The organism is Bradyrhizobium altum, from assembly GCF_020889705.1.
GTDB lineage: Bacteria > Pseudomonadota > Alphaproteobacteria > Rhizobiales > Xanthobacteraceae > Bradyrhizobium > Bradyrhizobium altum.
On record NZ_JACMYP010000296.1, the window covers coordinates 1 to 10,338 of the forward strand.

Annotated in this window: 12 protein-coding genes and 1 pseudogene; 6 read left to right on the forward strand and 7 right to left on the reverse strand. The window is 64.9% G+C overall.

Annotation, left to right across the window (positions count from 1 at the left end; translation table 11 throughout):
• Window positions 1-266 precede the first annotated feature (266 nt).
• Together H8B02_RS40605 and H8B02_RS40610 are read right to left on the reverse strand one after the other, a co-directional pair.
• Entirely contained in the window at window positions 267-836 is a 570-nt protein-coding gene (locus H8B02_RS40605; protein ID WP_229171305.1) for a glutathione peroxidase, read from the reverse strand.
• 217 nt (window positions 837-1,053) lie between these two features.
• Window positions 1,054-2,814 (reverse strand): L,D-transpeptidase, encoded by a 1,761-nt coding sequence (locus tag H8B02_RS40610; protein WP_229171306.1) that lies wholly within the window; start codon window positions 2,812-2,814, stop codon window positions 1,054-1,056.
• A 222-nt stretch (window positions 2,815-3,036) separates the two neighbouring features.
• On the opposite strand from H8B02_RS40610, the gene H8B02_RS40615 reads away from it, so the two are divergent.
• Window positions 3,037-3,597 (forward strand): CreA family protein, encoded by a 561-nt coding sequence (locus tag H8B02_RS40615; protein ID WP_229171307.1) that lies wholly within the window; start codon window positions 3,037-3,039, stop codon window positions 3,595-3,597.
• 43 nt (window positions 3,598-3,640) lie between these two features.
• Here the strand turns inward: H8B02_RS40615 and H8B02_RS40620 are convergent, their stop codons facing one another.
• A complete protein-coding gene (locus tag H8B02_RS40620; protein WP_229171308.1) occupies window positions 3,641-3,868 on the reverse strand; it encodes a hypothetical protein in 228 nt (75 codons plus the stop codon).
• Between the two features lie 424 nt (window positions 3,869-4,292).
• Here H8B02_RS40620 and H8B02_RS40625 point away from each other — a divergent pair, with 424 nt between their 5' ends.
• Together H8B02_RS40625 and H8B02_RS40630 are read left to right on the forward strand one after the other, a co-directional pair.
• Window positions 4,293-4,451 (forward strand): hypothetical protein, encoded by a 159-nt coding sequence (locus H8B02_RS40625; protein WP_229171309.1) that lies wholly within the window; start codon window positions 4,293-4,295, stop codon window positions 4,449-4,451.
• 39 nt (window positions 4,452-4,490) lie between these two features.
• Window positions 4,491-4,886: a hypothetical protein gene (locus H8B02_RS40630; protein ID WP_229171310.1), complete on the forward strand. Its 396-nt coding sequence runs from the start codon at window positions 4,491-4,493 to the stop codon at window positions 4,884-4,886.
• 52 nt (window positions 4,887-4,938) lie between these two features.
• Here the strand turns inward: H8B02_RS40630 and H8B02_RS40635 are convergent, their stop codons facing one another.
• From H8B02_RS40635 to pdxR, 3 genes are read right to left on the reverse strand one after another with little or no spacing between them, the layout of a single operon-like run.
• Window positions 4,939-5,181: a DUF6719 family protein gene (locus H8B02_RS40635; protein ID WP_229171311.1), complete on the reverse strand. Its 243-nt coding sequence runs from the start codon at window positions 5,179-5,181 to the stop codon at window positions 4,939-4,941.
• A gap of 11 nt (window positions 5,182-5,192) precedes the next feature.
• The gene (locus H8B02_RS40640; RefSeq protein WP_165445530.1) at window positions 5,193-5,342 is read right to left on the reverse strand and encodes a hypothetical protein; all 150 of its coding nucleotides are present in this window, start codon (window positions 5,340-5,342) and stop codon (window positions 5,193-5,195) included.
• Between the two features lie 46 nt (window positions 5,343-5,388).
• Entirely contained in the window at window positions 5,389-6,903 is a 1,515-nt protein-coding gene (pdxR, locus tag H8B02_RS40645) for a MocR-like pyridoxine biosynthesis transcription factor PdxR (RefSeq protein ID WP_229171312.1), read from the reverse strand.
• A 106-nt stretch (window positions 6,904-7,009) separates the two neighbouring features.
• On the opposite strand from pdxR, the gene H8B02_RS40650 reads away from it, so the two are divergent.
• Complete coding sequence (locus tag H8B02_RS40650; protein WP_233287941.1) at window positions 7,010-7,702, forward strand: pyridoxamine 5'-phosphate oxidase family protein; 693 nt, start codon at window positions 7,010-7,012, stop codon at window positions 7,700-7,702.
• Between the two features lie 55 nt (window positions 7,703-7,757).
• Complete coding sequence (locus tag H8B02_RS40655) at window positions 7,758-9,035, forward strand: ArgE/DapE family deacylase (RefSeq protein WP_229171314.1); 1,278 nt, start codon at window positions 7,758-7,760, stop codon at window positions 9,033-9,035.
• Window positions 9,036-9,149: 114 nt separating this feature from the next.
• On the opposite strand, the gene H8B02_RS40660 is transcribed toward H8B02_RS40655, so the two are convergent.
• Complete coding sequence (locus H8B02_RS40660) at window positions 9,150-9,929, reverse strand: cobalamin-binding protein (protein ID WP_229171315.1); 780 nt, start codon at window positions 9,927-9,929, stop codon at window positions 9,150-9,152.
• A gap of 148 nt (window positions 9,930-10,077) precedes the next feature.
• Between H8B02_RS40660 and H8B02_RS40665 the strand changes: the two are divergent.
• Window positions 10,078-10,338 (forward strand): annotated as a pseudogene (locus H8B02_RS40665) (PaaI family thioesterase); the annotation flags it as partial.

Consider the following 10,338-nt stretch of genomic DNA (forward strand, 5'->3'; position numbering starts at 1 on the left):
TGCCGCGGCGGCGCCCTTGGCGGGCGGCGTCTGCGACCAAGCTGCGCTCGACGCGAGCAACGATACGGTCCCTGCGAAAATCAGACCTGCCGCAATGCGCATGGCGTGTTCCCTGCTGATCGCGCTCCCGGTGCCGGCACTGCCGCAACCAAGGCCGCTTCACCCCCAAACCGATCGTACCCTAGTCACAGTGCCGACGCCAAGGCAATGAACGTGGCGCCCTCATGCCCAAAATCCCAGTTAATTCCGGGGATTATCGAGGCATCTCAGGCCGCCGCCAGTGCCCGTGCGATCCCGGTCTTGATCCGCGTGTCGTCCGGCGTGACCGACTCAGGGAAGACGTCGGCGATATAGCCGTCGTGGCCGATCAGGTATTTGTGGAAATTCCAGCGCGGCACGTCCTTCGGCCGTGCCTCCGCCGCCCAGCGGTAAAACGGATGTGCGTTTGCACCCTTGACCACGGCTTTCGCCGCGATCGGGAAGGTGACGCCGTATTGATGCTGCGCGGTCTCGGCGATCTCGGTCGGGCCGCCGGGCTCCTGTCCGCCGAAATCATTGGAGGGTACGCTGATGATGACGAAGCCGCGGTCGCGGAATTCGGTCCACAATTGCTGCAGGCCGGCATATTGCGGCGTGAAGCCACAGAGCGAGGCCGTGTTCACGATCATCAGGGGATGGCCGGCATAGTCGGCAAGGCGGATGTCGCCGCCAGAGAGTGCCGGAAAGGAGAAGGCATAGGCGGTGATCCGGCTCATCGCCGGCTGCTCGGCATGCAGCGCACGGGATCCCGCGGCCGCGGCGAAGGCCGCCACGATCAGTGTCCTGCGGTCGATCATGGTCTCGTCCCCGGAACAGACGTCGCTGACATCATAATCCAGAGGGCAGGCGCAGGCTTTCAAGAAGGCGTTATAGTTGGAGAGGTAGTGGAGGCCGATTGGACCGAGGTCGGTCTGTCGTCATTGCGAGCGAAGCGAAGCAATCCATAACTCGATCCGGGGAGGCATGGATTGCTTCGTCGCTATCGCTCCTCGCAATGACGGTGAGGTCCGTGATTCAGCGCAGCGGCAGGATGAAGTCGGTGCCTTCACCGGTCTCGCCCTGGTTCACGCCGAGGTCGGAGACGATGATCGATCCGCCGGTGCCGAGCGCTTCGTTGATCCGCGCCATCGCGTCGGCCGGGATCAAGATGCGGTCGAGCGCCTCGGCCGGGGTGTCGGTCGCCGGCTGCGGCTTCGCCTCGGCCGGCGCTGCGGCCGCCAGCTTGCGACGATGCGCGGCGCGCTCCTCGACGTCGATGCGGGCGGCGTTGCGGGTCGGCAGCGTCACCACCGACCAGCGCAGCAGGTTCGCATCGGTCTTGTCGGCTTCCGCCGTGAACACATGCGTGCCGAGCGGCCGGTCGCTTGCCGCGATCGTCACCGGCACCTCGAATAGCGGTGCAAAGTTCTGCCGCACATAGAGCTTGGAATCCTTGCGGCTGATGAACACCGCGATCTGTCCGGCGCGCTTCGGCGCGTCGATCTTGGCGACGCCCGGCAGCCGTGCCGGATCCTTGGCTGCGTCCTGCTTGGCATCGGGGGTATCAGCGGCAGTTGCGGCCTCGGCGGGCTTATCCGCCGTATTGACCGCATTCGCGGCATTGGCGGCGTCCTTGGCCGCATCAGTCTTGGATGCGTCGGCCTTGGGTGCCTCGGCAACGCCGGGCTTGGCGGCGTCCGCCTTCGGCTCATCGGCCTTGGCTTCGGCCTTCACCGGGTCGCTTGCAGACACCTCGGACTTCGGCGTGTCGGTGCTGCCGGTGACTTCGCCGACGGTCTTGTCGTCGGTGGCGGCGCTGCTGTCGTCAGCGGCGGAATTGGTCTCGGCCGGCTTGTCGGCCGCGGCAGTCTTGGTCGCCGTCGTCTCGGACTTGTCAGCCGCGATCTTCTCCGCAATGGCGTCGCGCGCGGTCGAGGAGGAGGCATCGGACATCGTCGCCGACGCGCTCGCCGCCGGCATCGCGCTGCGGGCGTCGGCGGTGTGGGTGTTGTCGCGCAGTGACGCGGCAGCGGCATGGCCGACGCTGCTGCGCAAGTCGAGACTGGATTGCTTGTCCGCACCTTTGTCGCTCTTCACGCCGAGCGGCGCATCCATCTTCAGGACTTCATCGGCAACCGGCTGCTGGGGCGCGACCTTCTGCGTCGCCAGCAGCGGATGCGAGAAACTCTCCGGCGAGATCGTGCCCGGCGTGACGAACACGCGGGCGCCCATCCGCGTCCAGTTGTACATCTTGACCGCAAACGACATCGGCATGCGGATGCAGCCATGCGAGGCCGGATAGCCGGGCAGCACACCGGCGTGCATGGCGATGCCCGACCAGGTGATGCGCTGCATGTACGGCATCGGCGCGCCGCTGTAGATGTTGGACTGGTGGTATTTCTGCTTCTGGATGACGCTGAAGACACCCATCGGGGTCGAATGCCCCTTCATGCCCGTCGATACCGGGCTCTCGGCGTAGAGGCCGTTGGCGTCGTAGATGCTGACCCGCTGCTGGTCGATCGAGACCGAGATGATCAGGGGACCCTGCGGCTTGCGGCCGGCCTCCTTCTCGATCGCCGGATTCTTCTTGACTGTATTGCGCTTCGGCTTCGGCCGAGGCTGCGGCGGCATCGGCTCGACATCGCCGTAATAGCCGGAGTCACGGTTCCAGTAGAACAGGGCTGCATCGGCCTGCGAGGAGGCGGCCACGGTGCCGGCCGCCGTCAGAACTGCAAACTGCCAGAATCGTGCATTCGCAGAATCAAAAATCGAAATCCGACGTCCGCTTGCGCGCATATTCCGAATCCCAGTCCAAACTATCTGTTGGTTGTCGCAGACGCCGAACGCGTTCACCAGCGCAAGCGATCTACCCTTCCGTGAGGGGCGATTTTTCGACGAAAGAGTAGCAAAAAAGCCTCACAGGAGGTTAAAGCGCCCGGTTTGATCACCGAACTGTCAGCGCCTTCCTGTGCGGCGTTTGCGCACTACATAGGCGGGACCCACCCCGCGGAGACCTCAATGACATCGAGAAATGTGAGCTTGTGTGACGTGCGATTGTTGTCTCGATGGGGCTGCGCAGCGCTGCTGATGTTGCTGGCTTTGGGGCGGGCAGTTCCCGCGGCCGCGGCCGACGAGCCGGACCTGATCTTTCGCCGCTCGACGGTGTTCAAATGGGTGAGCCCCAACGACAAGCTCGCGACCTATGGCGTCGACGACCCCGAGGTCGAGGGCGTCGCCTGTCACTTCACGGTGCCGGAGAAGGGCGGCTTCAAGGGCTGGCTTGGGCTTGCCGAGGAAGTCTCTGATATCTCGCTGGCTTGCCGGCAGATCGGGCCGATCCGCTTCAAGGGCAAGCTCGGCCAGGGCGACGACATGTTCAGCAAGCGGCGGTCGCTGTTCTTCAAGCGGATGCAGATCGTGCGCGGCTGCGACGCCAAGCGCAACGTGCTGGTCTACATGGTCTATTCCGACAAGCTGATCGAGGGCTCGCCAAAGAACTCGACGTCGTCGGTGCCGATCATGCCTTGGGGCGCGGCCGACAGCACCGCCATGCAGAAGTGCGGCGAGTTCATTCAGTAGAGGGAGCAGGGGCTTGGCCCGGGCGGCTGACGCGGTGGACGAGCTAGCGCTTGGTTTGCCCGAACTGCTTCGCGCTGATGCTGAGGCCGGGGCGTGCCTTCGGGTCGTGGCAGCCGACGAGGCGGACCAGTCTCTGCTGCGCGCACTCATTGTCGCCCATCACATAGGCGCCCTGCTGTGGCATCGCAGCCGTCATCTGTTGCTGCTGGCCGGATTTGCTGGCCGCGGATTGATTGCCAACACCGATGTTGCCATTGCCCACGACTGACATCCTTCGTTGGATCGGGAATCACCTCAACGTGCCACCGCGGAGATGGTTGCACGGTGCCCAGATGAGTCGGCCGAACCACCGGCCGGTTCACGCCGCCCTTGCTGTGCAACGTCCTGTCTCAGCAGAGGAAAGTTAAGAAAGCGCGGTAGCCCGCTCAATTTGCACGCATAATCCGCGGGCAGCGTGCAGCCGCGGGGGCGCATCCGACGCGCGAAATTTTGAACACGCTCGTGGGTGGCGTGCTGTCACTGATAACATTGGCGTTTTCCGGCCAATGTTTCGTGGGCTGCCCGCCGACGAAACAATTCTCCGGCCGACGAAACCATTTTCAGCTTGTTCCGCAGAACTCCCGAAACCGCAGATCGTTATCAAACCGTCAACACAACGGCGCCGGACGCCGAACAGGAATGACGGAGACTATCAGATGCGGACCATGAGCCTGATCCTCGCCTTCGCTTTCGTGATGGCCGGTTCGTCGATGGCTGGTACCCCGGACAATGGTTTGCCCGGCATCGGCACCTTCTCCTACAACGGCTCGCCGGTGGTCACCTCGGCCCCGATGGTGATAGCGCAGGCCAACTGAGCGCGACGCGACAGACAGAACTGCCGGTAAAGGCTCCCCATGTTGCTCCGTATCTGTTCCGCCGCGATCCTGGCTTTGCTCGCCCTCGTAGGTTCCGCGCAGGCCCAATCCCAACTTCCGCTCGACTCGATACAGATTCGGTCGCTGTACCGGGTGCCCGAACCGCGCGACGAGTTCGTGCGCCAGTGCGCGCCGCATATGCTCGGGCGCTGGGCGCATCCTGAGGCCGTATGCGGTTGCCTCCATGACCATGCTGCCGCGACGGTGGACGATCCCGATCTGCGCCAGGCGCTGCTGCGTGGCATCAGCGAGACCGGCGTGCCGACCATCGAGACCGATTGGGTGCCGCCGTCCAAGCAAAACGAGATTGGCCCGACCTTCACCAAGATCGCCAAGCCGACGCTGCAATGCATGTTCGAGCCGATCTCGAACTGAGCGGCGCGTTATCGATGCAATGATGGACGAGGCCTCGCGACAGCGGGGCGCTTTACTTTTTGGCGAGGCGCGGCACGCAGCTTTGGGTCCGCACCACGCCGTTCTGGCTCAGCTTGGCGCCGATCACCTGCTTGATCTGCCCAGCCGGGCAGGAGCCGTCATCGACCAGGACGCGCTGACCGACCCGGAGGTCGACGATGTCAGCCTCGCGCATGACGGTCTGTGCGGAGGCGGAATGAATGATCGCGACAAGTGCTGCGGCGCTGACCAGCGCGACCAATCCAACGCGCGGCATCGCAGCCTCCTTCACTTGTTCTGGATCTTGACCCCGTCGGGGCCGACATTGATCTGCAAACCTTCAGGCTGCTTCTTTGCCTGATACAGATTGTAGCCCAGCATCCCTGCGATCACGACCAGCGCGCCGATCACGAGATACAGGACGTTGCGATTGGGCATCCGGTATCTCCGTAGGCGGACACTGACTGAACGCGGGCGACCTTAGTCAGGTGGTTGCGATTCTCCTAGAGCGCTGCGGCCAGGCGGATGGCTTCACCGATATCTTGCGCGTCGCGCGCAGCGCAGTCAGCGTTGTCTTCGCCAATTGTTCCGCCGACGCGACGAGTTGCGGAACCGGATGACCGGAGAATCCCAGCACGAAGCCGGGCAGTGGGCGTGCGCGATGATAGGTCTCGGCGAGCAGCCAGCCGCCGACGCCGGCAGCCGCCTTGGCCTGCGCGGCAACCAGCGGATCGGTCGCGGGATCGAGCCGCGCCACCAGATGCAGGCCCTGCGACGGCACGGGAACGGTGAGCTCGCCCTCGGATGCGCGTGTGAGTGTCGACGCCAGCACGTCGCGCGCCTCGCGATAGAGTTTTCGCGATTTGCGCAAGTTCGCGGCGAAGGCGCCGGAGTTCAGCATGTCCGCGACCGCGCCTTCCATCAGGGTGCCGGGAAAACGATCGAGCGCTGCGCGCGCCGCCGTCACAGGACCGATCAAGGCTTCGGGCAGGGCGCAGTAACCGATCCGCAATCCCGGAAACAGCGTCTTTGCAAACGTGCCCATGTAGATCACGCGGCGCAGATGATCGATGCCGGCGAGCGACAGCAGCGGCGCGCCGTCATAGCGGAACTCGCTGTCGTAATCGTCCTCGAACACGAAGGCGCCGGCGTCCCTGGCCCAGTCGAGCAGCTCGAGCCGGCGCGGCATCGCCATCTGCACGCCGAGCGGAAACTGGTGCGACGGCGTCACATAGGCGGCGCGCGCCGCGGCAGCGGATACGCGCCCCTTGTCGATGCGCATGCCGGAGCCATCGACCGGCACCGACACCGGGCGATAGCCGCAATGCTCGATCGCGCGCCGCGCCGCCGGATAGCCGGGGTCCTCGCACCAGACCTGGTCGCCGGGCTTGAGGATCGCCCCTAACACGATGCGCAGCGCATGCAGCGTGCCCGAGGCCAGCATGATCTGGTCGGGATCGCAGCGCAGCCCGCGTGCCGACAGCAAATGGTCCGAGATCGCGGCACGCAACTCGCTGCTGCCGCGGGGATCGCCGTAATGCAGATGCTCGGAGCCGAAGGCGCGCAGCCGGCGGCCGGCAAAGGCGCGGAAGCGCTGCAGAGCGCGCTCATCGATATGGGTGCAGCCGAGCGACAACGCATTGTGCTGCGGCGGCTCGATCTCGATCTTCGCGCGTCGCGGTGCGGTGGCCTGGGCCGGAATGCGCGCCGCGACGAAGGTGCCGGAGCCCGTGGTCGCCACCGCAAAGCCGTCGGCGATCAGCCGCTCATAGGCCGTGGTGACCGCGTTGCGGCGGAAGCCGGTCTGTTTGGCGAGCGCGCGCGACGGCGGCAGCGGCTCGCCCGGCTTGACGAGACCGCCGACGATCGTGTGGCACAGCGCCTGATAGAGCCGCTGCTGCGAGGCCGCGCCCTGTGTGACGTGCGGGCCCGTGAGGTCGAGCGGCAGCTCGGGCTTGCGCGCCGCGGGCTTGCGGGAATTGGTCGGAATTTTTCGCATGGAATTGGCACTATCGCAGACCAAATGGGTCGCTACAACTCTGGACAGATTCCAGGTTTCGAAAGGCACAGCCGTGACCGAAGGCGCGTCCACCCCGTCCTATCCCATGTCGTCCCGCAACCGGGTCAAGCGCCGCCATGACCGCGGCTTCTACGACCACGCCACCGTGCACAAGATCCTGGACGCCTCGATGCTGTGCCACGTCTCCTATGTGATCGACGGCCAGCCCTATTGCACGCCGACCTTCTTCTGGCGCGAGGGCACCAAGCTTTATTGGCATGGCTCCAGCGCGAGCCGGATGCTGGAGAACCAGTCGGAAGGGCAGCGGGTGTGCCTGACGGTCGCGCATCTCGACAGCCTGGTGCTGGCACGCTGCGGCTTCAATCACTCGGCCGACTATCGTGCGGTGATGGCGTTCGGGTCAGCCTATCTCGTCACCGACCCCGAGGAGAAGGAGCGCGCCATCGTCGCGATGGTCGACCGCTTCTTTCCCGAGCGCACCGCAGGCCTGCGCGCCAGCAACAAGCAGGAGATCAAGGCGACCTCGTTCATCGCGATGGAGATCGATGAGGCCTCGGCCAAGGTGCGCGCCAAGGGCGTTGCCGACGACGATGAGGATTACGAGTTGCCGATCTATGCCGAGCGCATTCCGGTGCGCACCGTGCTCGGCGCGCCCGAGCCGTGTCCGCGGCTTCTCGGCGGCGTGACCCGGCCGACAACGCTCGATGGCTATTCGGAAGGCCGTCTGCTCGAAGATGCATTGCGGGATGCTTATTTTGCGCAATACAAGGAGGGGTGAAATCGGGTTACGCTGCGGCTCCCGCCATTTCTGATTTCCCCGATGGAGCCAAAGCATGACTGCCGAGACGCAACAACGAATCCTTGCTGCCGTTGACGAGGGATTCGATGCGCAGCTTGCGACGACGCAGGCCTTTGTCGCGATCCCCTCGACCCGCGGCGCCGAGGGGCCGTGCCAGGACATGATCGGCGATTTGCTGCGCGAGCGCGGTTATGAGGTCGACGACTGGCACATCAATCTCGACGAGCTGAAGGATTTGCGCGGCTTCGGCCCGATCGAGCATGATTTCTCCAAGGCGCGCACGGTGGTCGGCACCTATCGCCCGGCCACCAATGCCGGCAAATCGCTGATCCTGCAGGGCCACTGCGACGTGGTGCCGACCGGCCCGCTTGAGATGTGGGAGACGCCGCCGTTCTCGCCGGTCATCAAGGACGGCAGGATGTACGGCCGCGGCGCCTGCGACATGAAGTCCGGCACCATCGCCGCGCTCTACGCGCTGGATGCGATCAAGCAGGCCGGCCTGAAGCCGACCGCGCGGATTCACTTCCAGTCTGTGATCGAGGAGGAGAGCACCGGCGTCGGCGCGCTCTCGACCTTGCAGCGCGGCTACCGCGCCGATGCCTGCTTCATCCCGGAGCCGACCAACGGCAAGATGATCCGCTCGCAGGTCGGCGTGATCTGGTTCCGCCTGAAGGTGCGTGGCTTCCCGGTGCATGTGTTCGAGGCCGGCGCCGGCTCGAACGCGATCATGGCGGCGTATCATCTGGTGCATGCGCTGGAGAAGCTCGAGATCGCCTGGAACGAGCGCGCCAAGGCCGACCGCCGTTTCAAGGACGTCAATCATCCGATCAATTTCAATCCCGGCATCATCAAGGGCGGCGACTGGGCCTCCAGCGTGCCGGCCTGGTGCGATGTCGACTGCCGCATCGCGGTGCTGCCGGGCTGGTCGATCGCCGAGTGCCAGAAGGAGATTCTGGCCTGCGTGTCGGCTGCGGCGCGCGACCACCGTTTCCTCTCGAACAATCCGCCGCAGGTGGAATGGTCGGGATTCCTGTCGGAAGGCTATGAACTGGTGAACTCCGAGGCGCCGGAAGCGGCCTTCGCCAGGGCGCATCAGGCGGTCTATGGCGGGGCGGTGGAAGACCGCGCCTTCACCGCGCTGACCGACACGCGCTTCTACGGCCTGAACTACGACATCCCGAGCCTCTGCTTCGGCGCCAGCGGCGCGGCGATGCACGGCTTCAACGAATATGTCGAGCTCGACTCGCTGCGGAAGTCGACCAAGGCGACCGCGCTGTTCATCGCGGAATGGTGCGGGGTGGAAAAGGCGTAACTGCCCCGTTGCGTCATTGCGAGCGAAGCGAAGCAATCCATCTCACCACGTGCGGAGACATGGATTGCTTCGTCGCTTCGCTCCTCGCAATGACGGCGGTGAGATTCACGCGCGCTACGCCCACAACGCCTTGACGATCTCATCGAGCCCGTCGGTCAGCGCGGCAGGGCCGGGCTGCAGGATGATCGGCGACTTGATCTCGACGATGCGGTCGTTGCGCACGGCCGGAATGTCGCTCCAGCCACAGCGCTTGCGGATGCGGTCGGGCACCACCTTCTTGCCGCACCAGGAGGCCAGGATCACGTCGGGCATCGCTGCGCGCACGGCGTCGGGCGTGACGATGCGATCCCTGGCGGCCTTGTGCGTGCGCAGATGCGGCAGCACGTCCTCGCCGCCGGCGATCTCGATCAATTCGGACACCCAGCCGATGCCGCTGATCAAGGGATCGTCCCATTCCTCGAAATAGACCTTCGGCCGCGGCGCCGGACGCGGTGTTGTCGCGATCGCGTTCAGCCGTTGTGCGAGGTATTCCACGAGTTGCTCGGCGCGCTCGGCGGCGCCGACCAGCGCGCCCAAGGTAACGATCATCGTGAAGATGCCTGCAACGTCGCGCTGGTTGAAGACATGGACGGCGACACCGGCGCGCACGAGATCGGCGACGATGTCGGCCTGCAGATCGGAGAAGGCGAGCACCAGGTCGGGGTCGAGCGCCAAAATCTTGGGAATGTCGGCGGAGATGAACGCCGAAACCCGCGGCTTCTCGCGGCGGACACGCGGTGGCCGCACCGCGTAGCCGGAGACGCCGACGATGCGGTCCTGCTCGCCGAGCAAATACAGCGTTTCGACCGTCTCTTCGGTCAGGCAGACGATCCGGCGGGCAGGGAAGTCGCGCATCGCGGACGGTATGCAGACTGGCGAAGGTTTGTCACGGCGGCCATGACGTCATCCGTACCATTACCTCGGAGGTCATTGCCCGGCCCGATGAGGCAATCCATCATGCCGGCACCAATCTCAAAGAAGCCCGCACAAGCAGGGAGTGCCCATGACGCCGCTCGAAAAGATCCAGTCGATGAAGATGCCGTTTGCGGAACTGAAGGGCGTCACCTTCACCGAGGCGGGCCAGGATCGCGTTGTCGCGAAAATGCTGGTGCGGCCGGACCTCTGCACGCTCCGCAACACCATCCACGGCGGCGCGGTGATGGCCTTCGCGGACTCGGTCGTGCCGCCGCCACCGTGATCAACCTGCCTGAGACGCCAAGGGCACCACGACGCTGGAGAGCAAGACCAACTTCATCGGCGGGGC

What these genes read in the sequence shown, in the direction of transcription:
- H8B02_RS40635 (WP_229171311.1), bottom strand. Translation starts at nt 5,181, where the DNA reads ATGCCGCGCGTTGGATTGGTCGCGCTGGTCAGCGCCGCAGCACTTGTC.
- H8B02_RS40630 (WP_229171310.1), top strand. Translation starts at nt 4,491, where the DNA reads ATGTTGCTCCGTATCTGTTCCGCCGCGATCCTGGCTTTGCTCGCCCTC.
- pdxR (WP_229171312.1), bottom strand. Translation starts at nt 6,903, where the DNA reads ATGCGAAAAATTCCGACCAATTCCCGCAAGCCCGCGGCGCGCAAGCCC.
- H8B02_RS40615 (WP_229171307.1), top strand. Translation starts at nt 3,037, where the DNA reads ATGACATCGAGAAATGTGAGCTTGTGTGACGTGCGATTGTTGTCTCGA.
- H8B02_RS40650 (WP_233287941.1), top strand. Translation starts at nt 7,010, where the DNA reads ATGTCGTCCCGCAACCGGGTCAAGCGCCGCCATGACCGCGGCTTCTAC.
- H8B02_RS40620 (WP_229171308.1), bottom strand. Translation starts at nt 3,868, where the DNA reads ATGTCAGTCGTGGGCAATGGCAACATCGGTGTTGGCAATCAATCCGCG.
- H8B02_RS40655 (WP_229171314.1), top strand. Translation starts at nt 7,758, where the DNA reads ATGACTGCCGAGACGCAACAACGAATCCTTGCTGCCGTTGACGAGGGA.
- H8B02_RS40625 (WP_229171309.1), top strand. Translation starts at nt 4,293, where the DNA reads ATGCGGACCATGAGCCTGATCCTCGCCTTCGCTTTCGTGATGGCCGGT.
- H8B02_RS40660 (WP_229171315.1), bottom strand. Translation starts at nt 9,929, where the DNA reads ATGCGCGACTTCCCTGCCCGCCGGATCGTCTGCCTGACCGAAGAGACG.
- H8B02_RS40605 (WP_229171305.1), bottom strand. Translation starts at nt 836, where the DNA reads ATGATCGACCGCAGGACACTGATCGTGGCGGCCTTCGCCGCGGCCGCG.
- H8B02_RS40610 (WP_229171306.1), bottom strand. Translation starts at nt 2,814, where the DNA reads ATGCGCGCAAGCGGACGTCGGATTTCGATTTTTGATTCTGCGAATGCA.
- H8B02_RS40640 (WP_165445530.1), bottom strand. Translation starts at nt 5,342, where the DNA reads ATGCCCAATCGCAACGTCCTGTATCTCGTGATCGGCGCGCTGGTCGTG.